This window comes from Sphaerisporangium fuscum, from assembly GCF_018531465.1.
Classification (GTDB): Bacteria; Actinomycetota; Actinomycetes; order Streptosporangiales; family Streptosporangiaceae; genus Sphaerisporangium; species Sphaerisporangium fuscum.
Genome location: NZ_JAHDTF010000021.1, coordinates 182,058 through 204,868, shown reverse-complemented (window position 1 = coordinate 204,868; position 22,811 = coordinate 182,058). Strand labels below are relative to the sequence as shown.

25 protein-coding genes are annotated in these 22,811 nt (G+C 69.8%); 15 read left to right on the top strand and 10 right to left on the bottom strand.

Annotated features, from left to right (window positions below; all coding sequences use genetic code 11):
* Nucleotides 1-3 precede the first annotated feature (3 nt).
* From KIK05_RS26535 to KIK05_RS26520, 4 genes are read left to right on the top strand one after another with little or no spacing between them, the layout of a single operon-like run.
* Nucleotides 4-906: a F0F1 ATP synthase subunit gamma gene (locus tag KIK05_RS26535; protein WP_214413540.1), complete on the top strand. Its 903-nt coding sequence runs from the start codon at nt 4-6 to the stop codon at nt 904-906.
* A 9-nt stretch (nt 907-915) separates the two neighbouring features.
* Nucleotides 916-2,343, top strand: a complete 1,428-nt coding sequence (gene atpD, locus KIK05_RS26530) for a F0F1 ATP synthase subunit beta (protein ID WP_214413539.1) — start codon at nt 916-918, stop codon at nt 2,341-2,343.
* A 52-nt stretch (nt 2,344-2,395) separates the two neighbouring features.
* Entirely contained in the window at nt 2,396-2,797 is a 402-nt protein-coding gene (locus tag KIK05_RS26525) for a F0F1 ATP synthase subunit epsilon (RefSeq protein ID WP_214413538.1), read from the top strand.
* Nucleotides 2,798-2,829: 32 nt separating this feature from the next.
* Entirely contained in the window at nt 2,830-3,216 is a 387-nt protein-coding gene (locus KIK05_RS26520; RefSeq protein WP_214413537.1) for a DUF2550 domain-containing protein, read from the top strand.
* Between the two features lie 45 nt (nt 3,217-3,261).
* Here KIK05_RS26520 and KIK05_RS26515 read toward each other — a convergent pair whose 3' ends face one another.
* Complete coding sequence (locus KIK05_RS26515) at nt 3,262-3,852, bottom strand: cob(I)yrinic acid a,c-diamide adenosyltransferase (RefSeq protein ID WP_214413536.1); 591 nt, start codon at nt 3,850-3,852, stop codon at nt 3,262-3,264.
* Nucleotides 3,853-4,062: 210 nt separating this feature from the next.
* Between KIK05_RS26515 and KIK05_RS26510 the strand changes: the two genes are divergently transcribed.
* Nucleotides 4,063-4,383, top strand: a complete 321-nt coding sequence (locus tag KIK05_RS26510; protein ID WP_214413535.1) for an STAS domain-containing protein — start codon at nt 4,063-4,065, stop codon at nt 4,381-4,383.
* 59 nt (nt 4,384-4,442) lie between these two features.
* On the opposite strand, the gene KIK05_RS26505 is transcribed toward KIK05_RS26510, so the two are convergent.
* The 3 genes from KIK05_RS26505 to KIK05_RS26495 all read right to left on the bottom strand — a co-directional run bounded on the left by KIK05_RS26505 (nt 4,443) and on the right by KIK05_RS26495 (nt 7,994).
* Nucleotides 4,443-5,051, bottom strand: a complete 609-nt coding sequence (locus tag KIK05_RS26505) for a TetR/AcrR family transcriptional regulator (protein ID WP_308250126.1) — start codon at nt 5,049-5,051, stop codon at nt 4,443-4,445.
* Between the two features lie 72 nt (nt 5,052-5,123).
* Complete coding sequence (locus KIK05_RS26500; protein ID WP_214413534.1) at nt 5,124-6,620, bottom strand: aldehyde dehydrogenase family protein; 1,497 nt, start codon at nt 6,618-6,620, stop codon at nt 5,124-5,126.
* Between the two features lie 195 nt (nt 6,621-6,815).
* A complete protein-coding gene (locus KIK05_RS26495; protein WP_308250125.1) occupies nt 6,816-7,994 on the bottom strand; it encodes a glycosyltransferase family 4 protein in 1,179 nt (392 codons plus the stop codon).
* Between the two features lie 502 nt (nt 7,995-8,496).
* On the opposite strand from KIK05_RS26495, the gene KIK05_RS26490 reads away from it, so the two are divergent.
* On the top strand, nt 8,497-9,063 hold the full coding sequence (locus KIK05_RS26490) for a TetR/AcrR family transcriptional regulator (RefSeq protein ID WP_214413533.1): 567 nt from the start codon (nt 8,497-8,499) through the stop codon (nt 9,061-9,063).
* Between the two features lie 24 nt (nt 9,064-9,087).
* On the opposite strand, the gene nucS is transcribed toward KIK05_RS26490, so the two are convergent.
* Nucleotides 9,088-9,747 (bottom strand): endonuclease NucS, encoded by a 660-nt coding sequence (gene nucS / locus KIK05_RS26485; RefSeq protein ID WP_214413532.1) that lies wholly within the window; start codon nt 9,745-9,747, stop codon nt 9,088-9,090.
* 112 nt (nt 9,748-9,859) lie between these two features.
* Between nucS and KIK05_RS26480 the strand changes: the two genes are divergently transcribed.
* From KIK05_RS26480 to KIK05_RS26465, 4 genes are all read left to right on the top strand, one after another.
* Nucleotides 9,860-11,335 (top strand): 3-hydroxyacyl-CoA dehydrogenase family protein, encoded by a 1,476-nt coding sequence (locus KIK05_RS26480; RefSeq protein WP_214413531.1) that lies wholly within the window; start codon nt 9,860-9,862, stop codon nt 11,333-11,335.
* 36 nt (nt 11,336-11,371) lie between these two features.
* Entirely contained in the window at nt 11,372-11,692 is a 321-nt protein-coding gene (locus tag KIK05_RS26475; protein WP_214413530.1) for an Rv1322 family protein, read from the top strand.
* 31 nt (nt 11,693-11,723) lie between these two features.
* Entirely contained in the window at nt 11,724-12,431 is a 708-nt protein-coding gene (locus tag KIK05_RS26470) for an alpha/beta hydrolase (RefSeq protein ID WP_214413529.1), read from the top strand.
* A gap of 68 nt (nt 12,432-12,499) precedes the next feature.
* A complete protein-coding gene (locus tag KIK05_RS26465) occupies nt 12,500-13,258 on the top strand; it encodes an SDR family NAD(P)-dependent oxidoreductase (protein ID WP_214413528.1) in 759 nt (252 codons plus the stop codon).
* Between the two features lie 22 nt (nt 13,259-13,280).
* Here the strand turns inward: KIK05_RS26465 and KIK05_RS26460 are convergent, their stop codons facing one another.
* The 3 genes from KIK05_RS26460 to mce form a co-directional block, all read right to left on the bottom strand.
* Nucleotides 13,281-14,519: an AI-2E family transporter gene (locus KIK05_RS26460; protein ID WP_308250124.1), complete on the bottom strand. Its 1,239-nt coding sequence runs from the start codon at nt 14,517-14,519 to the stop codon at nt 13,281-13,283.
* Between the two features lie 110 nt (nt 14,520-14,629).
* Complete coding sequence (locus KIK05_RS26455) at nt 14,630-15,934, bottom strand: DivIVA domain-containing protein (RefSeq protein ID WP_214413527.1); 1,305 nt, start codon at nt 15,932-15,934, stop codon at nt 14,630-14,632.
* 270 nt (nt 15,935-16,204) lie between these two features.
* On the bottom strand, nt 16,205-16,633 hold the full coding sequence (gene mce, locus KIK05_RS26450; protein WP_214413526.1) for a methylmalonyl-CoA epimerase: 429 nt from the start codon (nt 16,631-16,633) through the stop codon (nt 16,205-16,207).
* Between the two features lie 182 nt (nt 16,634-16,815).
* Between mce and KIK05_RS26445 the strand changes: the two genes are divergently transcribed.
* Complete coding sequence (locus tag KIK05_RS26445; RefSeq protein ID WP_214413586.1) at nt 16,816-18,003, top strand: acetyl-CoA C-acetyltransferase; 1,188 nt, start codon at nt 16,816-16,818, stop codon at nt 18,001-18,003.
* 155 nt (nt 18,004-18,158) lie between these two features.
* Here KIK05_RS26445 and KIK05_RS49030 read toward each other — a convergent pair whose 3' ends face one another.
* Complete coding sequence (locus tag KIK05_RS49030; RefSeq protein ID WP_308250128.1) at nt 18,159-18,908, bottom strand: GntR family transcriptional regulator; 750 nt, start codon at nt 18,906-18,908, stop codon at nt 18,159-18,161.
* A 73-nt stretch (nt 18,909-18,981) separates the two neighbouring features.
* On the opposite strand from KIK05_RS49030, the gene KIK05_RS26435 reads away from it, so the two are divergent.
* Together KIK05_RS26435 and KIK05_RS26430 are read left to right on the top strand one after the other, a co-directional pair.
* On the top strand, nt 18,982-19,404 hold the full coding sequence (locus KIK05_RS26435) for a hypothetical protein (RefSeq protein WP_214413524.1): 423 nt from the start codon (nt 18,982-18,984) through the stop codon (nt 19,402-19,404).
* 304 nt (nt 19,405-19,708) lie between these two features.
* Nucleotides 19,709-20,104, top strand: coding sequence for an ATP-binding protein (locus tag KIK05_RS26430; RefSeq protein ID WP_214413523.1), 396 nt, complete (start codon nt 19,709-19,711; stop codon nt 20,102-20,104).
* Between the two features lie 66 nt (nt 20,105-20,170).
* Here the strand turns inward: KIK05_RS26430 and KIK05_RS26425 are convergent, their stop codons facing one another.
* Entirely contained in the window at nt 20,171-21,196 is a 1,026-nt protein-coding gene (locus KIK05_RS26425; RefSeq protein ID WP_214413522.1) for an FkbO/Hyg5 family chorismatase, read from the bottom strand.
* A 233-nt stretch (nt 21,197-21,429) separates the two neighbouring features.
* Here KIK05_RS26425 and KIK05_RS26420 point away from each other — a divergent pair, with 233 nt between their 5' ends.
* Together KIK05_RS26420 and KIK05_RS26415 are read left to right on the top strand one after the other, a co-directional pair.
* Entirely contained in the window at nt 21,430-22,230 is an 801-nt protein-coding gene (locus KIK05_RS26420) for a class I SAM-dependent methyltransferase (RefSeq protein WP_214413521.1), read from the top strand.
* Between the two features lie 91 nt (nt 22,231-22,321).
* Nucleotides 22,322-22,699: a VOC family protein gene (locus tag KIK05_RS26415; RefSeq protein WP_308250123.1), complete on the top strand. Its 378-nt coding sequence runs from the start codon at nt 22,322-22,324 to the stop codon at nt 22,697-22,699.
* The last annotated feature ends 112 nt before the right edge of the window (nt 22,700-22,811 follow it).

The window sequence follows — 22,811 nt, the reverse complement described above, 5'->3', positions numbered from 1 at the left end:
CCCATGGGTGCCCAGCTAAGACTGCTGCGGCGGCGGATCCGATCGGTCAAGTCCACTGCGAAGATCACGCGCGCCCAGGAGCTCATCGCCTCGTCGCGCATCGTGAAGGCGCAGCAGCGCATGGACGCCGCCGTGCCGTACGAGCGAGAGATCACTCGTGCGGTCTCGGCGGTCCTGAGCAACACCGCCGACGTCGACCACCCGCTGACGGTGGCCAAGGAGAACCCCACCACCGCCGGCGTCCTGATCGTGACCAGTGACCGCGGCTTCGCCGGAGGCTTCAACGCCAACATCCTGCGCGAGGCCGAGGCGCTGGCCGGCCACCTGCGCGGCCGCGGCATCGAGCCCCGGCCGTACGTCGTGGGCCGCAAGGGCATCGGCTGGCACCGGTTCCGTCACCGGGAGATGACGGGGGAATGGTCGGGCTTCTCCGACAACCCCCAGTACGTCAACGCGAAGGAGATCGCCGACGTCCTCGTCGACGCCTTCGTGGACGAGAACGGCATCGACGAGATCCACATCGTCTACACCGAGTTCGTCTCCATGCTGACGCAGAAGGTGCAGGCCAAGCGGATCCTGCCGCTTGAGGTGGAGGAGACGACCGAGCAGCCCGCGGAGGGGCCGCTGCCGTACTACGAGTTCGAGCCGACGGCGGGTGAGGTGCTGAACCAGCTCCTTCCCCGCTACATCGAGTCGCGCATCTTCAACGCGCTGCTCCAGTCGGCCGCCTCGGAGCTCGCCTCCCGCCGCCGGGCTATGAAGTCGGCGACCGATAACGCCAACGAGCTCATCCGCGTGTTCACGCAGCAGATGAACCAGGCTCGTCAGGCCGAGATCACCCAGGAAATCAGTGAGATCGTCGGTGGCGCGAACGCGCTCGCCGATGCCTCAGCGGGGAAAGAGTGAGTAACCACAATGACTGTTGAGACCGTCGCGACCGCCGTGGGCCGTGTGGCCCGCGTCACGGGTCCCGTCGTCGACGTGGAGTTCCCCGTCGAGGGCATGCCCGACATCTACAACGCTCTCACCGTCGAGGTCTCCCTCGGCGAGGAGACCAAGACGCTGACGCTGGAAGTCGCCCAGCACCTGGGTGACAACATCGTCCGCGCCATCTCCATGCAGCCCACCGACGGCGTGGTGCGCGGCGCTCCCGTCACCGACACCGGCGCCCCGATCTCGGTGCCGGTCGGCGACGTCGTCAAGGGCCACGTGTGGAACGCCCTCGGCGAGGCCCTGGACACCAAGACCGCGTCCCTGGAGATCAACGAGCGCTGGGGCATCCACCGGCCGTCCCCGGCCTTCGACCAGCTCGAGTCGCGCACCGAGATGCTGCCCACCGGCATCAAGGTCATCGACCTGCTCACCCCGTACGTGCGTGGTGGCAAGATCGGTCTGTTCGGCGGCGCGGGTGTGGGCAAGACCGTCCTCATCCAGGAGATGATCCGCCGGGTCGCCCTGAAGTTCTCCGGTACCTCGGTGTTCGCCGGCGTCGGCGAGCGCACCCGTGAGGGCAACGACCTCTGGCTGGAGATGGAGGAGGCGGACGTCCTCAAGGACACCGCCCTGGTCTTCGGCCAGATGGACGAGCCCCCGGGCACCCGTCTGCGCGTCGCGCTCTCCGCGCTCACCATGGCGGAGTACTTCCGTGACGTCCAGAAGCAGGACGTGCTGCTGTTCATCGACAACATCTTCCGGTTCACCCAGGCCGGTTCCGAGGTGTCCACCCTGCTCGGCCGTATGCCGTCCGCGGTGGGTTACCAGCCGACCCTGGCCGACGAGATGGGTGTCCTGCAGGAGCGCATCACCTCCACCCGCGGTCACTCGATCACCTCCATGCAGGCGATCTACGTCCCCGCGGACGACATCACCGACCCGGCCCCGCACAACGCGTTCGCGCACCTCGACGCGCAGACCGTTCTGTCGCGTCCGATCTCGGAGAAGGGCATCTACCCGGCGGTGGACCCGCTCGACTCCAGCTCCCGGATCCTCGACCCCACCATCGTGGGCGAGGAGCACTACCGGGTCGCCCAGGAGACCAAGCGGATCCTGCAGAAGTACCGCGAGCTGCAGGACATCATCGCCATCCTCGGTATCGACGAGCTCTCCGAAGAGGACAAGGTCACCGTTCAGCGGGCGCGTCGCATCGAGCGGTTCCTGTCCCACCCGATGTACGCCGCCGAGGCGTTCACCGGCCAGCCGGGCGAGTTCGTGCCGGTCGACGAGACCATCCACTCCTTCAAGGGGCTGTGCGAGGGCGAGTACGACCACCTGCCCGAGCAGGCGTTCTTCATGGTCGGCGGCATCGACCAGGCCATCGCCAAGGCGAAGGAACTGGCCCGCTGACGACCGGATGCCGGTACGGCGCCGCCGTACCGGCATCCAAGGAAGGTGTGTGATGGCAAAGCTCCGCATCGGCGTGGTGTCGCCGGAACGTGAGATCTGGTCCGGCGAGGCCGACATGGTGATTGCCAAGACCGTGGACGGCGAGATCGGTATTATGCCGAACCACGCCCCTGTGCTCGGCGTCCTCGTCGAGGGCGGCGTCCTGCGCATCAAGCGCAGTGACGGAGGCGACCTCGCCGCAGCCGTCCACGGCGGGTTCATCTCGGTCGCGAACAACGACGTGTCGATTCTGGCCGAGATGGCCGAACTCGGCTCGGAGGTCGACGTCGCGGCTGCTCGCGACGCTCTGCAGCGGGCGCTCGCGTCGGTCGAGGCCGACGACGAGGACACCGGCGCGCAGGTCGAGGCCAAGCGTGCCCGGGCCCGGCTGCGTGCGGCCGGCGAAGAGGTTTGATAGACAGACGAAAGTAGACGTGGGGGGCGACGATGGCGGCGCTGGACATACTGATAAGCGTTGTGGTGGTCGCCGCCCTGATCGTCCTCCGCGGGGTCCTGCTGGCTCGGTCCCGCGGGAACGTCGTCTGTAGCCTGCGAACGGGGAACCGTGCCTGGAGGAGCGGAGTAGCCCGCTATGCGGGAGGGGAGCTCCACTGGATCCCGTTCCTCGGAGTGCGACTGAGGCCGCGCCACGCGATCGCGAGGCGCGGCCTCACCGTTTCCACCCGGCGTCCCCTCACGGTCGGTGAGGGCCCCGAGGGGTACTGGACGGTCGACTGCGCCGGTGTCTCTCTCGCCATGAGCGAGGACGCCCTGACCGGTTTCCTCGCCTGGGTCGAATCCGCCCCTCCCAGCGCCCACCTGGACGCCGCCTGAGGTCCGCTCGCCGGGCTCGGGCCTGCCTGAGGCGGCGGCCCCTCGTCAGCGGGTGCCGCCGGGTTTCCAGAGGAGTTCGTGGCCCGCGGCCGCGGTGCGGCAGAGGATGAACATCAGGTCGCTGAGGCGGTTGAGGTACTTCGCCGTCAGCGGATTGACGTCGTCGTGGGCCTCCAGGGCCGACCACGCGGTGCGTTCGGCGCGTCGGACGACCGTGCGGGCCAGGTGCAGCCACGCGGTGCCGGGGGCGCCTCCCGGCAGGATGAAGCTGCGCAGCGGCTTGAGATCGGCGTTGAACCGGTCGCACTGCGCCTCCAGCCAGTCGATGTAGGACTGTTCGACGCGCAGCGGCGGGATCTCGGGGTTCTCCGTGACGGGCGCGCACAGGTCGGCCCCGACGTCGAAGAGCTCGTTCTGGACGCGGGCCAGCACCTCGGCGATCTCGGCGGAGAGGTCGCCCATCGCGACGGCGACGCCGATGGCGGCGTTCGCCTCCTCCACGTCGGCGTAGGCGGCGAGCCGGGGGTCGGTCTTGCGGGTGCGGCTCATGTCGCCGAGTGTCGTGGTGCCGTCGTCCCCGGTACGGGTGTAGATGGTGGAGAGCACCACGGGCTTGTCGTTGTCAGCTCGGGTCATGCCGACAGCGTAACGGCCGTGAGATCCCCGCTGCCGGACGAGGTGTTCCCGGAGGTACGTCTCGGGTTCTGAGACGCTCCTGCGTGCCCTGTGGCCCCGGGAAGAGGCCAATGCGAGCCAGGCTCACAGGAGATCCCCAGGAATGACGGTGCGAGGAGTGGGCAGGGAAGCCGTGCGGTCTGCCGGGGCCGCCGGACGAGAGGAGACGGCATGCGGAGCCGAGGGAGTCCGAGGCGCCAGGTGGTCTTCGTCGGGTCACGTCTCGACGGGGGGACGGTCGCGATGCTGCGGCCGCGCCTGCACGAGGCGGTCGACTCGGGCGACGGCGAACTGATCGTCGATCTGTCGGAGCTCGAGATGATCGACGCCGCGGGTCTCGGGGTCCTGGTCGGCACGCACCGCAAGGCGCTGCGGGCCGAGCGCCGCCTCGTGCTCCGCGCGGTGCCGCCGCGGGTCATGCGGCTGCTCGCCATCACCCGGCTGCACCGCGTCCTGCGGGTCGAACTCCCCGAGCCCGCCGCGGCCGCCTGATCGTCCCCGCGAGGGCCCGCCGGTGGCCGTACGAGGTCCGCTCGCGACGACGGTCCCCTTCAGACGTCGAAGGTACGACGGAAAATGTGGACGGCGGCCTCGATGAGATCCTCCAGGGGCGGTTGCTCGGCGGCCAGCACCCAATCGATGAGCAGTTCCTGAATCGCGCCCACCATCCCGAGGGCCAGCAGATGCGACTTCCCGGGCAGCCCGCCGGGGAGATCCCCGAGGTTCTCCTTGATGATCCGGGTGAAGCCGTTGACCGCGCGCTGCCGGTGGGCGGCCAGTATGTCGCCGGCCCGCCGTACCTCCAGGTGCAGGATCCGCGCACGCCGGACGTCGCGCGTCACGAAGATGATGTATTCGCTGATGCCCGCCTTGATCCTGCTCTCCGGATCCGAGGGCGCCTCCGCGATCGCCTTGGCGACCGCGAGGAGGCTCTCCTCGACGCAGCGGTTGTAGACCGCGCGCATCAGGTCTTCGCGTCCGGTGAAACATTCATAGAACGCGCGGTTGGAGATGCGGGCGGAGGCGCAGAGCCGCTCGATGGTGGTGGCGGTGAACCCGGTTCCGGAGAACAGCGTGTAGGCGGCGGTCAGCAGCCGTTCCTTGCGGTCGGCTAATCGCTGCTCCGCCGTCATTCCGCGGTAGTCGCGTCCCGTCGCCACCTGTGCACCTCGCGTCCTGCTGGCCCCGTAAGAACCCATCATTATGGACGCAAGATCGTTTCTCGTGAAGTATCAGGACAACGGGCTCTTGCGCCGACCATGGAGAAAAGTGACCAATTTCACAAGCCTTTCCATCTCGGCCGGCGAGCGGGTGAACGATGTGATCTTCATTCCGGGAAGGGGGAACCGCTGCCGGGAGATCGCTTTCGGCCGCGTGAACTCGCGCAGCCCGTCGGCGCCGTGGATGCGCCCGAACCCCGAGTCGCCGACGCCGCCGAACGGCAGCGCGGGCACTCCCACGAAGGAGATGACCGAGTTGATCGCCGTCATGCCGCTGAGCATGGCCCTGGCCAGCTCCATCGCCCGGCGGGGGCTGCCGGAGAAGATCGTGCCGCCCAGGCCGTAGGCGACGGCGTTGGCCTTCTCCAGGGCTTCTTCCAGCGTCGCGACCTTGCGCACCGTGATCGTGGGCCCGAAGGTCTCCTCGCGCACGGCACTGGAGTCCTCGGGGACGTCGGTGAGCACCACGGGGTCGACGTACGGCGGCCGCACCGACTCCGCACCGCCGACCACGGCCTTCCCGCCCCGGGCCAGGGCGTCCTCGACGTGCCGGCGGATGATGTCGGTCTGGGCGGGCATGGTGATCGGGCCGTAGTCCTCGCCGCTGCGCAGCGCTCGTGCGCGTTCGCCCAGCTCGCGCATGAAGTCGTCGTAGGCGCGCTCCACGACGTAGATGCGCTCGACGCCCACGCAGGTCTGGCCGGCGTTCGACATCGCGCCCCACAGCGCCGCGTCGGCCGCGGCCGGGATGTCGGCGTCGGCGTCGACGATCAGGGCGTCCTTGCCGCCGCACTCGGCCACCAGCGGCGTGAGGTTGGCGGCACAGGCCGCCATGACGCGCTTGGCCGTGGCCGTCGAGCCCGTGAAGGCGATCTTGCCGATGCCCGGGTGACCGGCGAGGGCGGCGCCGGTCTCGCCGAGCCCGGTCACCACCTGGAAGACCTTCCGCTCGGGGACGCTCTCGGTGAACAGCTCGGCGAGCAGCACCCCGACGCCCGGGGTCAGCTCGCTCGGCTTGAACACCACGGCGTTCCCGGCCGCCAGCGCGTAGCCGATCGAGCCCATCGGCGTGAACACCGGGTAGTTCCACGGCCCGATCACCCCGACCACGCCGAGCGGCAGGTACTGGAGGGTGGCGGTGAGGTTGACGCCCATCAGGCCGGTCGGGACGCGTCGCGGGCCGAGCACCTTGCGGGCGTTGCGGGTGGCCCAGTCGAGGTGGCTGATGGCGAACACCGTCTCCAGGACGGCGTCGTCCATCGGCTTGCCGGTCTCCTCGTGGATCACCCGGGCGATGCGCGTCAGGTTGCGGGTGAGGACGGCCTTGTAGTCGAGCAGGCGGCGCTTGCGCCCCTCGAAGCCGAGCGACGCCCACCACCGCGCCGCCTCGCCGGCGCTCTCGACGGCCGCGTGCACCGCCGCGGCGTCGTGGAGGGGATGGGTGCCCACGACGGCCCCGGTGGCCGGGTTCACCGAGTCGAAGGTGCGCTGCTCGGTAGCCGTTGACATGGCGTCTCCTCCTCGGCCCTGGCGGCCGACGCTCCGCCCCGGGTGCGGGGGCCCGGGTCCACGCTGCTCCCGCGCGGGGAGATCTGGGGCCACCATAGCCCTATCGTTGCGCTCGAAACCATCGCTCGCGGCGCCGGAGACACCGGCGCCCCCGTACGGCACGCCGTACGGGGGCGGCAGTTCGGCGGGCGACGGTCAGGAGGACGTGCCGAGGGAGCAGTCCGGGTACTCCTGCGGGCTCTCCAGCTCCGACAGGAGCGCCTCCCAGCGGGCGCCGATGACCTCCTGGTCGTAGTTCGCGGCCGTGCGCAGCGCGTTGGCGCCGAGCGTGCGGCGGAACTCGTCGTCCTCGATCACGCGGCAGATGCCGTCGGCCAGCGCGACGGCCTTCTTGGAGCGGATGAGCAGGCCGTCGTACCCGTCGGTGATGATCTCCTTGGGGCCGTGGGGACAGTTGAAGCTGACCACCGGCACCCCCTTGCTCATCGCCTCCAGGATCGTCATGCCGAAGCCCTCGTAGCGGGAGCTGACCGCGTAGATGGACGACTTGGACAGCTCGATGCCGATCTCGGGGGTGCTGCCCATCAGGAAGACCTTGTCCGACAGTCCCGCCTCGTCGATGCGGTTCTGGAGCTTCGCCTCGCGCTCGGGGGTGCCGCCGCCGTAGATGCGCAGAACCCAGTCGGGGTGCGACTCGGCCACGGTCTTCCAGGCGTTGACCAGCCGGTCGAAGCCCTTGACCCACACGATGCGGCCGATGGCGATGACGACCTTCTCCTCCAGGGTGGAGATGTCCCCGGCCAGCTCGGTGATCGCGTTCGGGACGCGCAGCAGGTGCTTGGGGCGGTTCGACTTCAGGGCCTTGCTGTAGGCCTTCAGGTCGGCCTCGGTGAGCGTGGCGAAGGCGTCCAGGCGGCCGTACCGCCGCTTGATCTTGGTCTGGAGCTCCGGTCCGTGCGACTCGAAGGTCACGTGCTCCTGGCCGATGGTGATGACCTCCGGGGGCGCGAACAGGCTCATGATCAGGTTGAAGCCGGGGCGTGTCCCGATCACGACGCCGCCGCGCAGCGAGCGGAGGTAGCGCACCAGTCGCAGGTCGGTGAGGAGGCTGTTGGTGAGGTAGGCCTTCTCCTCCTGCGGGACCAGGCGGCTCGGCCGCTTGGCGAGGAACTCGGCGAACCGGCCGCGCGGGACGGTCCTGTCGTCCAGGAACGTCACCTTCACGCCCGGAGGTATGTCGAAGAACGGCTCCTCGTTCGTGCGCACGAGGCTGACGATCTCCACCTCGTGGTTTCGCGCGAGGTACCCGGCGAGGTTGAGGACGGTGCGGATCGTGCCGCCCATCCCGTAGGCGTGCAGGAGCAGAATGCGCACCGTCCGGGCGCTGCGTGGGGGCGCCTTTCGCGCCCGCCGCCTGTTCAGCAGCCCGAGTAGCCCGAACCCCGTACGGGCTACCGCCTGACGTGCCCTCGTCAACACGCTGCGGACTCCTCGCGTAATGCAGTCATCGTCATTGCCCTTTGTTTGACCCGTGGCAACGGGAGCGCGCGTAACCCCCGGGTGAGAGTAGTGATTGACCCCACCGCAGAAGGTAAGAATTCGGTTAACGCTCCCCTTACCTGTCCCCCGTGTTCATGATCTAGACGTTCGAGGGGGGCAGAAGCGTTGCACTGATTTTCCATGAATTCCCGCCGTAGCCGGTCGACTACGGAAGATTGCCCGGGTGCGCCCCTCCGCGGTCCGGCCGCGAGGTCCCCCGTGCCTCACGGCCGGACCGCGGAGGGGCGCCCCTGTTTCTACTTGCCCGAAACCCCGATCCGGGTTCCCGCTTTCTCGTGTCCCCATGGCTGTACCTACTGGTATGTACGCTGGAGGCATGGACACGGTCGAGCGGTTGATCCAGAGCACGCAGGAGCTCCTGTGGGAGCGCGGGTACGTCGGCACCAGCCCCAAGGCGATCCAGCAGCGCGCGGGGGCCGGGCAGGGCAGCATGTACCACCACTTCGACGGCAAACCTGACCTCGCTCTGGCGGCCGTCAGGCGCACCGCCGAGCAGGTGAGGGCCGCGGCGGAGGCCGACCTCGGCGGCCCCGGCACCGCCCTGGAGCGCGTCACCGTCTACCTGCTGCGTGAGCGCGAGGTGCTGCGCGGCTGCCCGGTCGGGCGGCTCACGCAGGATCCCGACGTCATGGCCAGCGATTCGCTGCGGCAGCCGCTGGAGGAGACGTTCGCGTGGCTGCGCGGGCGGCTGGCGGAGGTGCTCGCCGAGGGCCAGGCCCACGGTGAGCTGTCCGATCGGCTGGTGCCCGAGGAGACCGCCGCCGCCATCGTCGCCGTGCTCCAGGGCGGGTACGTCCTCGCGCGGGCCGCGGGGTCGGAGGAGCCCTTCGCTCAGGCCGTGAAAGGTGTGCTCGCGCTGCTCGCCTCCCACGCGCTGTCGTGAGCGCCCCCGCCGGGCCGCGGGCGGTCAGAACAGGGTGTCGGTGCGCTCGATGCCGCGCAGGGCGTCGTAGTCGAGGGTGACGCAGTCGATGCCGCGGTCGGTGGCCAGCACGCGGGCCTGCGGCTTGATCTCCTGCGCCGCGAAGACGCCCTTCACCGGGGCCAGCAGCGAGTCGCGGTTGAGCAGCTCGAGGTAGCGGGTGAGCTGCTCGACGCCGTCGATCTCACCGCGCCGCTTGATCTCGACGGCCACCGTGGCGCCCTGGCGGTCGCGGCACAGGATGTCGACCGGGCCGATCGCCGTGGGGTACTCCCTGCGGATCAGGCTCCAGCCCTCGCCGAGCGTCTCGATGTGCTCGGCCAGCAGCTCCTGCAGGTGGGCCTCCACGCCGTCCTTGCGCAGGCCGGGGTCGACGCCGAGCTCGTGGGAGGAGTCGTGGAGGATCTCCTCGATGGTGAGGATCAGCTGCTCGCCCGTCTTGCCGTGGGTGACTGTCCAGGTGCCGTCGTCCTCACGGAGCTTGCACGGGGGGTTCATCCAGTTGAGCGGCTTGAAGGCGCGGTCGTCGGCGTGGATCGACACGCTGCCGTCCGCCTTGATGAGGATCAGCCGGGGCGCCATCGGAAGGTGCGCCGTGAGCCGTCCCACGTAATCCACGCTGCATCGCGCGATGACCAGCCGCATGAGCGCCAACCTTACCGCTTGTCCCCGCCCCGGCGGGCGTGCTTGGCCGGGGGGCCGTCGCCGCCGGCGGGAGCGCTCTGGGAGACTTGCGGGCGACGGGACAGGAGGGGTGATGGCACGCGGTTTCGACAGGGTCGGAGTGGTCGGGCTCGGCACCATGGGTGCCGGCATCGCCGAGGTGTTCGCCCGGGCGGGCCTCGGTGTGATCGGTGTGGAGGTCGGCGCCGAGGCGCTCGAGCGCGGCCGCGGGCACATCCACAAGTCCACCGACAAGGCGGTCGCCAGGGGCAAGCTCAGTGAGGCCGAGCGCGAGGAGATCCTCGGGAGGGTCACCTTCACCACCTCGCTGGACGACCTCGCGGACGCCGACCTGGTCGTCGAGGCCGTCCCCGAGGTCATGGACTTCAAGCGCGCCCTGTTCACCGACCTCGACCGCATCTGCAAGCCCGAGACGGTGCTGGCGACCAACACCTCCTCGCTGTCGGTGACCGCGATCGCCGCCCTGACCTCCCGGCCGGGCCAGGTCGTCGGCATGCACTTCGTCAACCCGGCCCCGGTGATGAAGCTGATCGAGGTCGTGCGGACGGTCGTCACCGACGAGGGTGTGGCCGACGACGTCGCCGCGCTGGCGCGGCGGCTCGGCAAGACCCCGGTCACGGTCGGCGACCGGGCCGGGTTCGTGGTGAACCGCCTGCTCCTCGGGTACCTCAACCACGCGGCCACGCTGCTGGAGCGCGGCGTGGCGTCACTGGACGACATCGACACCGCCATGCGGCTCGGCGCCGGGCTGCCCATGGGCCCGTTCACCCTGCTCGACCTGATCGGCCTGGACACCTCTCACGAGGTCTGCGAGGTGCTCTTCCAGGAGAGCCGCGACCGCGTGCACGCCCCGGCCCCGATCCTGCGCGAGCTCGTCACCGCGGGCCTGCTCGGGCGCAAGACCGGGCGCGGTTTCCGTTCCTACCAGGGCGACCAGGCGCCGTCCGAGCCGGAGCCCGCGGGCGGGCCCGCCGTCGCGTCGGTGCACGTGCTCGGCGAGGGCGCGGAGCGACTGTCGGACGAGCTCGCAGCCGCCGGGTTCCCCGCCGCCGACGCCCAGGACGCGGACGTGGTGATCGCCCTGTCCGGCACCCCGGTGGTCGAGCACGCCGTACGGCTGGCGCGCCCCGAGCGCCTGGTGGGCCTCCACCTCGTCGGCGACGCCGTGGCGGAGGTCGTCTCGACCGTCGTCACCGCGCCCGAGGCGGCGCGGGCCGTCCACGACCTGGTCATGGCACTCGGGCGCACTCCGGTCGCCTGCGCCGACCGCGCCGGGTTCGTGGTCGAGGCGCTGCTGTACCCCTACATCAACGACGCCGTGCGCATGTACGACTCCGGCTACGCCTCCATCGACGACATCGACACCGCGATGCGGCTCGGCTGCGGCTACCCCGCCGGGCCGTTCGAGACGCTGGACGCCATCGGGCTGCGCGCCGTGCGCGACGGCCTGCGCGCGCTGTACGCCGAGTACCGCGAGCCGTCCTTCGCCCCGGCCCCGCTGCTCGACCGTCTGGTGACCGCTGGTGTGACCAGTATCCGGGATCGGTGACGGAAGAACGCCCGCGACATCGACGTTTGTGCCGATATGAGCCCCCGCCGCGCCCGCCGTTCGGACCCCCGCGACAAGGGCCGCCGCGGTGTCCCCGACCGGCCGCTGGAGGCCGCGCTCTGGGGCATGGAGCGGGTGGAGGACTGGCCGGACGGCGAGTGGAAGGTGCGGCGGATCTCCGGCGCGGGCTCGGAGAAGGTCTACCGCTGCCCGGGGTGTGACCAGGAGATCCACCGCGGCGTGCCGCACATCGTCAGCTGGCCCAACTGGACCGGCGGCGAGGGCGAGCGCCGCCACTGGCACACCGCCTGCTGGCGCAAGCGCGTCGACCGGGGGCCCGGCCGCTCCCGCTACTGAGCTTCGCATCTTCGCATTTGAGGAGTCCGCCTTGGAGATTCGCTCGTCGACGGTCCTGCCCGCCGTACGGGAGGACATCGAGCTGCACACGGCCGACGGGCTGACGCTGGTCGGCGAGCTGGCGCTGCCCCCCGAGGGACGGCGGCCGGTGGCGACGCTGCTCTGCCTGCACCCGCTGCCCACCGCCGAGGGCATGATGGACAGCCACGTGCTGCGCAAGGCGTCCTACCGCCTGCCGGCGCTCGCGGACATCGCGGTGCTGCGTTTCAACACCCGCGGCACCGCCTCGGCCCGGGGGAGGTCGGAGGGCGTCTTCGAGGAGGGCGAGGGGGAGCGGTTCGATGTGGCGGCGGCGCTGGAGTACGCCGAGTTCCACGAGCTGCCCCAAGTATGGCTGCTGGGCTGGTCGTTCGGCACCGAGCTGGCGCTGAAGTGGGGTCACGACCCGCTCGTGCGGGGGGCGATCCTGCTGTCGCCGCCGCTCAAGCGGGCCACCGACACCGATCTCGCGGCCTGGGCGGAGTTCGGACGGCCGCTGGTCGCGCTGGTGCCGGAGTTCGACGACTACCTCCGGCCCGACGAGGCGCAGCAGCGCTTCGCCGTGGTGCCGCAGGCCGAGGTGGTGGGTGTGGACAACGCCAAGCACCTGTGGGTGGGCGAGCCGTACGTCCGCATCGTCCTGAACGAGATCGTCAAGCGGGTGAACCCCTCGGCCCACCCTCTGCCGACCGAGGTGTGACGCCCCCCTTGTGCGGCGGGCGGCGCCTCCTCGTAGAATCTTGTTCGGTTTCTAGCGAGGAGGCTGCCGTGCAGGCGTTTGATCTTTCAGGGCGGAACGCGTTCGTGACCGGCGCGTCGCGGGGCATCGGGCGGGCCATCGCCCTCGCCTACGCCGAGGCCGGCGCCGACGTGGCGCTGGTCGCGCGATCGGAGGAGACCCTGACCGGGGTCGCCAAGGAGGTCGAGGCCCTCGGACGGCGAGCGGTCGTCATCCCGTGCGACGTGGTCGACCGGGACGCCGTGGCCGCGGCCGTCGGGCAGGCCGTCGAGCGCCTCGGGTACCTCGACATCGTCGTGAACAACGCGGGCGGGTCCAACTTCATCGTCCCCTTCAAGGACCTGCGCCTGTCGGGGTGGGACAAGCTGATGAGGCTCAACCTCGACTCCGCCATGACCGTCTGCCACGCGGTGGCCCCCCACCTGCTGGAGCGCGGCTCCGGCTCGGTGATCAACGTGGCCTCCGTGGCCGCCCTGGGCGCCCCCTTCATGGCCCCGTACGCCGCCGCCAAGGCCGGGCTCGTCGCCCTCACCAAGACCCTGGCCCTGGAGTGGGCCGCAAGCGGCGTGCGCGTCAACGCCCTGTGCCCCGGCTGGACCGCGACCGACCTCAACCGGAACCTGTGGGAGGACGAGAACGCCAACAAGGCGACCGTCGCCAACGTCCCCATGGGCCGCTGGGGGACGCCCGAGGAGATGGCCTACCCGGCGCTGTTCCTCGCCAGTGCCGCCTCCGCGTACATGACCGGCCAGGTGCTGTTCGTCGACGGCGGCGCCACGGCGGTCTGACCGTCCGCCGGGCCCGGCCCCGTCACAGCCGGGCCTGGCGGGGGAGCAGGACCTCGCGGATGATCAGTGCCACCGCGGCGGCCACCGGTATCGCGAGCAGCGCGCCCACCGCCCCGAGCAGCGCCCCGCCGAACAACGCGGCGATCACCGACACCGCCGGGGCCACGTCGACCGACCGGCTCATCACGCGCGGGTAGATCACGTAGTTCTCGACCTGCTGGTAGATCACGAAGAACACCACGCAGGCGATGCCCAGCGGCACCGACTGCAGGAACCCGACCGCGGACACCAGCACCGCGCCGACCGTCGCGCCCACCAGCGGGATGAGGTCGGTTACCGCGACGACCAGCGCCAGCGCCAAGGCGTACTTGGCCCCCGCGAACGTCAGGAACAGCCAGGACAGGCCACCGGCGATCACCGAGATGAGCACGTTGCCCGCCACGTACCCGCCGATGCCGTCGAGGATCTCGTCCCCGATCGCCCGGGTGCGGGGACGACGGGTCGCCGGCACCAGCAAGAGCAGGTACTCCTTGATCGCCGGGAGTGACCCGAGGAAGTACAGCGTCAGCACCAGCAGCGAGAACCCGGAGAAGAACGCGTCGACCACCACCGCGCCGGCACCCAGGATGCCGCCGGCCAGGGTGGCGCCGAGACCGCCGTTGGTGATGTAGTCCTGCAGCTTGTTGAGGATCTGGTAGTCGGCGTCCAGCCGCTTGATCGTGGGGTTCGCCAGGAGGTCCTGCACGTAGCCCGGCACGGCCTTGACGAAGTCGCTGGTCTCCTGGCTCACCGGCGGGACGATGGCCAGCCCGAACAGCACGAAGAAGACGATCACGCCGAGGAAGACGATGGAGATCGCCCAGCGCCGGTGCAGGCCCCATCCCTGCAACGCCTCGACGATGGGGTTCAGCCCGACCGCGAGGAACGCCGCCACCACGATCAGCACGATCACACTGCGGGCGCTGACGAGGGCCTGAGCCAGCCCCCAGGCCGTCAGCACGCCGAGAGCGGCTGTCAGGCCCCACAGGAAGGGGCCGCGGGTCAGCGGCTTCCCGGGCACGCCGTACGGCAGCGCCTCCGCCGCCGAGCCGTCCGCGTGGTCGTCCTCGGCACGCGGGACGGACGCGGTCGCCGTCCGGGCGGCGGCACCGGAGGGCGGCGCCGACGGCGTCACGGGCAGGATGTCCGTCGCCTCTCCTGCGCCGTCCGGGCCACCCGGGGCGCGAGGTGAGGGCACCGTCTCCGGGGCGGAATCGGGCACTGCTGCTCCTAGAGGCATCGAACGGGCGGACAACAGAGGAGAGCCTAGCGATACGAGATCGCCAGGCTCTCCTGATAGCCGTCCCTAACGCCCCTTTGGTGGTGAGGTTGTTACTCCTGCCACCACTCTGAGTCGTCGTCCGCGGCGGAGGTGGTGGTGGTCGACGCCGGTGCCGGTGCCGGTGCCGGGGCGGGCTTCTCGCTCACGCTCGGCGTCGGAGCCAGCGCGGGCTTCGGCGGGGCCGGGGCGACCGCCGGGGCCTCCTCCATGCCCGGCAGCGGCGCGCCGCCGAGCAGCTGGCGCAGCTGCGCGAGGTGGCTGGTGATGCTGTCGCGCTGGCGGGTCAGCTCGTCGACCTGGCGCTGCGCGACCGTGCGGTTGCGCTCGGCCTCGGCCTTGGCCTCCGACACGATCGTCTCGGCGCTGGCCTTGGCCTCGGCGACCAGCTGGTCGGCGTTCTTGCGGGCGTTGGCGAGCAGCTGCTTGGCATGGGTGTCGGCCTCGCGGCGGCTCTGCTCGGCCTGCTGGGTGGCCTTGGTGGCCCGCTGCTCGGCGGTCGCGGCGCGCTGCTCGGCCTCGGCGACGAGCTTCTGGGTGGCCGCCTGGGCGGTGGCGTGACGCTCGGACTCCTGCCGCTCGGCCTCCTCGCGGCGGGCGGCCAGCTGGATCTCGAACTCGGCCTCGTCCTGCGCCCGCTTGGCCTCGGACTCCTCCAGCACGCGCTGGGCCTGGGCCCGCATCTCGTCGGCCTGGCGCTTGGCCGTGGTGAGCACCTCGTCGCGCTCGCGCTTGGTGTTGGCCCGCAGCTGGGCGACCTCGCGCTCGGTGGTGGTGCGCAGCTTGGCGATCTCACGCTCGGCGTCGGCGCGCTTCTCGGCGACCTCGTGGTCGGCGGTGGCCCGCAGCTTGGCGACCTCGCGCTCGGTGGTGGAGGTCAGCTCGTCGGACTCGCGCCGCGCGGTGGAGCGGATGTCCTCGGCCTCACGCTCGGCGGTGGTGCGCATCTCCTCGGCCTCACGGGTGGCCAGCGCGCGCTTCTCGGCGGCTTCGTTCTCGGCGGCGGCCCGCAGCTCCGCCGCGTCGACCTTCGCGGCCGCCTTGATCTCGTTCGCCTCGGACCGCGCCGCCTGGACCAGCTCGGTGGCCTGCTCCTCCGCAAGGCGCAGCAACTGCTCGATACGAGCACCGAGCCCGGAATAGGTCGGGCGCTCCTGCTCCTGCAGCTGGCGCTGGGAGTCGGCCAGCTCACGTTGCAATGCGGAAAGCTGCTCACGGGCCTGTCGCAACTCTGTGTCAAGTTGCTTCAGGTGGTCGTGAACCTGGTGCCGGTCGTAGCCACGGAGAACCACGTCGAATTCCCGCGTGGGGGCGTCTTCAAAGAAATTGTTCAGCTGGGCGTCGATGTCGGACTGCATGAGGCTCGATCCTGGGTTGTCGAGACGGCTACACGGGCCGGACGGGGGGCGGACATCCGAGGCGGGGACCCGTGCCCGTGGTCGCGCTCGCGGAGCGCGGCTCACAAGGGCTCGCTGGCGCTCGCCCATGATCATCCTGCTCGGCTTGCCCATCCATGGCGGGGTCCACGTCCGGTGGTACGCCAGCGTACTCCGGTGTTGCCGAATTGGAGGTCCCGTCCGACTTTCTGCGCGACTTGTTACGAATAAGCCATTGTTAAGTTTCGACTGCTAGGACGGACGAGGGGGGGACTCGACCAGCTCTGTCAAGACTCCTCCCACATCTTTCGGATGAAGAAACGCGATTGAGGTGCCCATTGCGCCGTGCCGGGGCTGCTTGTCGATCAATCGCACCCCCGTACCGCCGATCTGCTCGATCGCCTGGGTGATGTCGCTCACGCCGTAGGCCACGTGGTGAAGGCCCTCACCACGCTTCGCGAGGAACTTCCCCACGGGGGTATCGGGGTGGAGCGGTTCCAGCAACTGGATGTAGGACCCGCCTCCCTCGCCGTCGGCCACGTGCAACATGGCTTCTTTCACCCCCTGCTCCTCGTTGACCTCGCGGCTGACCACTGTCACCCCGAAGGTCGACTGGTAGAACGCGATCTTCTCATCGAGATTCTCGCAGGCGATGCCCACGTGGTCGATTCTCAGCAGCATTGCGTGTCCCTCCGTCCGCGTTCGCGGTCCGCGCGGGCCGGGAATGTCCCCGGCGAGCCCCTTGTCGGCCATACCGGAGGCCTCGCGCGGGCCGGGTGGTTCGTCCTAGGTATGGTGGCAAAGTCGTCCAAGAGCCCATCATGGAGGTTCTGGTGTCCAGTTCTCCCGCTACGGCGTCCGGCATGTCGCGATCGGTGATCGTGGCCGGGGCCCGCACCCCCATCGGCCGGTTGCTCGGCTCCCTTTCCGGCCTGTCCGCCGTCGAACTGGGCGGGATCGCCATCAAGGCGGCCCTGGAACGCTCGGGAGTCGCGCCCGAGCAGGTGCAGTACGTCATCATGGGCCAGGTCCTGCAGGCAGGCGCCGGCCAGATCCCCTCGCGGCAGGCCGCCGTGAAGGCCGGCATCCCCATGACCGTGCCGTCGTTGACGATCAACAAGGTCTGCCTGTCCGGCCTCGACGCCATCGCCCTGGCCGACCAGCTGATCCGCGCCGGCGAGTTCGACATCGTGGTCGCGGGCGGCATGGAGTCCATGACCAACGCCCCGCACCTGCTGCCCGGGCTGCGCAAGGGCGTGAAGTACGGCGGCGCCGAGATCGTCGACGCGATGGCCTTCGACGGCCTCACCGACGCGTTCGACCAGGTCGCGATGGGCGAGTCGACCGAGCGGCACAACACCCGGCTCGGCCTCGGCCGCGAGGAGCAGGACGCCTTCGCCGCCCGCTCGCACCAGCTCGCCGCGGCGGCGGCCAAGGACGGCCGGTTCGACGACGAGATCGTCCCGGTCACCCTGCCGCAGCGCAAGGGCGACCCGATCGTGGTCTCGGCCGACGAGGGTGTCCGCCCCGACACCACTGCCGAGGTGCTCGCCAGGCTGCGGCCCGCGTTCGCCTCGGACGGCACGATCACGGCCGGGTCGTCGTCCCAGATCTCCGACGGGGCCTGCGCGGTCGTGGTGATGTCCAAGGCCAAGGCCGAGGAGCTCGGGCTGAGCTGGCTCGCCGAGATCGGCGCCCACGGCAACGTCGCGGGCCCGGACAACTCCCTGCAGTCGCAGCCGGCCAACGCCATCCGCCACGCCCTCGGCAAGCAGGGCCTCACCGTCGACGACCTCGACCTGATCGAGATCAACGAGGCCTTCGCCGCCGTCGTGCTCCAGTCGTCCAAGGAGCTCGGCGTGCCGGAGGACAAGGTCAACGTCAACGGCGGCGGCATCGCCCTCGGGCACCCCATCGGCGCTTCGGGCGCCCGCATCGTCCTGACCCTCGCCCACGAACTCCGCCGCCGCGGCGGCGGCACGGGCGCGGCGGGCCTGTGCGGCGGCGGCGGCCAGGGCGACGCCCTGATCATCACCGTCCCGTCGGCCTGACGCTCTTCTGAGACGGCCCCGGCGCGTGACGCTTGGCGCCACGCGCCGGGAAAAGGTGCCTTCGGCACGCCTTATTTGAGGCGACCCTCGCCTCCCCCGGACCTCACCGCGCCGCAGCCTGGCGTGGTCTCCTGGCGCGGTCGATCATTCGAGGGTCAATCCGTCTTGTCCCATATGGAGGTGCCGTACACCACCTGGTGCCTGTCGACAGGGATCACGATGTCGGCGGTCTCCACCGGGCGGGCGTCGGCATAGTAGGTGCGCTCGATCGTGAGCACGATCGCTCCGGGGGAGATGTCGAGCGCGGTGGCCTCTTCGGCGAGTGCCTGACGAGCCGAGACGACCTCGGCGGCATGTGTGATCTCCACACCGATCTGCCGCATTCGTTCGACCACTCCACGTCCCGCGTGAGGACCGTCTTCCGGCAACACGACAGGTGTGCCACGTGTCAACGCCAGCGGTTCCCAGCTGCTGCTGAGCTGGACGGGCTCTCCGTCGCCGCGGAAGACATATCTGGTGAACATCACATCCGGCTCGTCGCCCTCAGATGCCGGCAGCGCCAGTCGCTCTCGTACGTCAGTTGAGGCGTGAGCGGTGCGGCTCTCGTAGTCCCACGTGCCGCTCTGCGCGTAGTCGGTCATCGACTGGGCGAACGGACTGCCGCCGACCGCGTTCCGGTGCCAGTTACGTACCAGCCGACGACGCCGTGGTCGCGTGCGCACGTACGTTCCCGATCCCGGACGTGCCACCGCCAGACCTTCGGTGACCAGCAGGCCCAAGGCGTCCGACGCCGTGTTGCGCGCCACGCCGTACGTCTTGGCGATCTCGGGCGACGACGGAAGCCGGTCCCCTTCCGTCAGCTCTCCGGACAGGATGCGAGCCCGCAGCTCATCCGCGATCCGCACGTACACGGGTCGATCGGTTTCGTGATCCACCCGAATAGCTTGACGGGTTGCCTATGCAGCTTGCAAGCTGTGCATGCAGCTACTCAATCTGCCTAGGAAGCTGATGGTGACCGTGATGGGCGAGCCCTTCCAGCAGGCGTTTCCGGGGGAACCGGCGGCTGTCGAGGCCGCATGTACGTGGATGGGCGCGATCCTCCGCAGCCTGCAGTTCGATCAGGTCGACCTTGCCCTGAGGGTCACGAGAGAACTGATGACGGCAGCCGTGCGGCACACGCCCTTGTCGGAGAGGGTGCACCTTCGCGTCATCGCCTCCGAGACGAGCGTGGTGATCGAGGCATGTGATCCCGATGTTCCGGTCGGCGGCGGGAGGGCGGATGGCTCATGGGCCGTCGTGTCCCGGGCGGTCGTCGAGTTCGGCGCCAGGAAGATCGCAGGGCAGGGACATGTCGCCTGGGTCCTTCTCCCGCTGAGGAGGGCCCCGCATGACCGATCCTGAGGCGAGAGTGCCGCGGCGGGGACGACATCGGCGTGGCGAGCCCACAACGTACGTCGCTCCGCGCGTATGGGATCCCGCTGAGCAGGCCGCCGCCCAGCAGTTGAACCAGATCGAGCCCGGCTGGGTCATCTGGTACGGCGTGGGCGCGCGCCGTTTCTACGCGGTAGCTCTCCGCGTGACCCCTGAACCTCTACTCGTCGAGGCTCGCACGCCAGCCGAGTTGCGCCATCTCATGCGCGAGGCCGAAGGCGTCGGCTCCGCGCACAGCCCGTTTTCGGGAACCCCCTCACCTTCAGGAGTCGCCATGACCGAAGTGCCGGCCGGCCTGCGGACCGCCTGCTGGGATCTGCCGCCGGACCTGTCGGTGATCGGCAAGACCCGCGGCATGGTGAGCGACGTCCTCGTCTCCTGGTCGCTGCGGCCCCTCGCCGACGATGTGGTCCTGGTGGTCGGGGAGTTGCTGGCCAACGCGATCTCGTACGGCAGGCCGCCGGTCAGGCTCGACCTGTCGGCGGCCGAGGACCTGCGGGTCCAGGTCACCGACCACGGCCCTGCGCAACCTCGGCGGCTCGATCTCGGCATTGACGCCGTCCATGGTCGTGGCCTGGCCATCATCGAAGCGCTCGCCGACGAATGCGGCGTCATCCCGTTGCACGGCACTCCCGGCAAGACCGTCTGGGCCTGCTGGCGCCTTGCTTGACGTCGGAGGCCCTCGGGCGCGTCCTTGAGGCGCTGTAGAGGGGGTTTCCGCGTCGTTCCTGTGGCCTCAGGGCGTGGTGGTGAGGTGGGACGGGGGGATGATGCCCTCGATCTCGACCAGGAGGTCGTCGCGGCAGATGTCCACGTTCAGGTAGGCCACCGCCGCCTCGGAGGCGAGGGCGGTGGAGCAGATCCGCCGTACGACGGGGATGTCGGCCGCGTGCTTGACGTACACCTTCACGTTGTCGAGGTCCTTCAGCGTGGGGGCGGCGTCGATGCCGTGATTCGCCAGGTTCTCCCGGCTCACCAGAGCGGCGATATTGTCCAGGGTCGTGACGCACTGCCGTTCGACGTCGTCCTGGTGAACGGTTTCCGAACCGATGATGCTGGCCGTGCCCGAAATGAAAAGGGAGCCGGACCCGTCTGACGAAAGACAGGTCGCACGGGCGAAGCTGGGCGGCTTGATTCCGTATCGGGAGGGATATTCGTAGGCAGGCGTCTGCCTGGGGTTCTCGATATTGACGACGCCACCGGAACGGCACGCCAGAAAATAGAACGCCACCCCGCCGCCGTGGCTGCCGACGCAGGTCGCCGCGGGCATGAGTTTCGCCGAGACCTGACGTCGTTCGAAGGCCTGGGCCCGGCCGGCGCAGAATCGCATGTACAGATCGTGCCCCTGGCCGTCCGCCTCGTTGATCCTGTGGACCATGTTCCACACCCGGACGACGTTCCGGTAATCGAGGCGGTCGATCAGTTCGAGTGCCGCCAGGTAGGCCGCCTCGGTCGACGTCAGGTAGTCCTCGTCCTCGCCGGTCGCCCCGCAGCAGAACAGGTGCTCCCCGTCGTGTGCGTACGTGAGTCCCTTGTACGCCCCGATCGCGACGGGCGCGGCGGTGCGCCACACTTCCGTGAACCCCGGCCCCGCCGCGCCGGACATCGGGACGGCCAGGGCCGGATGGCCGTCCCGCAACGTCGGGCCGCCCGGCCGATCGGCGAATTCGACCACGCCGAGAACGCCGTCGCCGTGTCCGTATACGGCACCCACCGGCCGGAATTCGCAGTCCAGGGCAGGCAGGTACGTTTTGATGGTCATCGCTGTTCCCGTCCGCAGGAGACAATCCACGCTCAAGGATGATCGAACGGCGACGGGGTGCTCATCTCTCATAGTGCGGCCCAGGCGGCGTTCATTACTCCGGTGTTTCGGTCGCGACGAAATGGCCGACGTGAATGTGGGCCGGTCGTCGAGAACGCTTTCTGGAAGAAGCCGGGCCGGATCGAATGCTGAAATCGTTGGCCGGACAGGCTTCCCGACCGGAAGGCTCGATGATGAGGCAGCTGAAGGTTGAGCGGTACGGCGACCAGATCTTCAACCACTCCACGGTGACCGAGGACGAACGCCTCCTCGCGCTGGCGGCGGAGCTCGACCCGGGGACGTTCCGGCGCATCGAGGCTCTTCCCGTCCGGCCCGACTGGCGGTGCCTGGAGCTGGGCGCAGGCACCGGCACCGTGGCCCGCATGCTCGCCGAGCTCTGTCCCGAGGGCAGTGTGATCGCCACGGACCTCGACCTCGAGCTGGTGCGGGCGCGGCGCGAAGCCCAGCCGAACCTCACCTGGCTCCACCACGACGTCACCCGCGACGACTTCCCGGTGGGGACCTTCGACTTCATCCATGCCCGCTACCTGTTCTGCCACCTGCGCAGCCGGGACGTCGACCTGTCACGTGTGGTGAACTGGCTGGCGCCGGGCGGGTGGCTGCTGCTGGAGGAGCCGGCGAGCTTCCCGATCGAGTCCTCCCCGCACCGCGCCTACCGTGCGACCGGCATGGGCGTCTTCACGGTCCTGGCCGATCGCATCGGCACCGACTGCCGCTGGACGCGCGGGCTGTACGACCATCTCGCCGGCACTCGGTTGCGGGACGTCGGCCTGCAGATCGACCACTCCCTCGTCGGCGGCACCCATCCGATGGGCCGCTTCTGGGAGCTGACCGTCGAGCAGCTCGCCCCTGCCCTGGCCGCCCTCGACGGCATCACCGAGGAGATGATCGAGGAGACCCTGGCCCGGCTCCGCGACCCTGACTTCCGTGAACTCGGCATGGCCACCGTCGCGGCCTGGGGCCGCCGCCCCTGACGTTCGACGCCGAAGACGGGTGCCCGAGGCGCCGTCCCGAAGTAGCGGACCGGTTGGACGCGTAGGAAATCTCCTACCTATACTCGGGCAGGTGAACATCACCAAGATTCAGATGCTGTCCCTTCCTGTCGCCGACCAGGACAGGGCCAAGGACTTCTACGTGAACACGCTGGGGCTGGAGCTGGTGCGGGACAATCCGATGGGGCCCGACCAGCGTTGGGTGGAGGTGGCGCCGGCCGGGTCGCCCACCGGGATCACCCTGGTCACCTGGTTCCCGACCATGCCCCCGGGCAGCACCAAGGGGCTGGTCCTGCAGACCGGCGACATCGACGGTGACGTCGCCCGGCTCAAGGAGCGAGGCGTCGCGGTGGACGGCCCGCAGGACGCGCCCTGGGGACGGTTCGCCACCCTGGACGATCCGGACGGCAACGGCATCGTCCTCGCCGGCCCTCCGCCCGAGGGTGCGTGAAGCAACCGATGAGCCAGGCCCCGCCTGTGGGTACGTGAAGCACCAGTGGTCACGGGTTCCTCGACGCAGCCTCGCTGTGGACGAGCACCGCATCCGATGAGTGTGCCTCGAC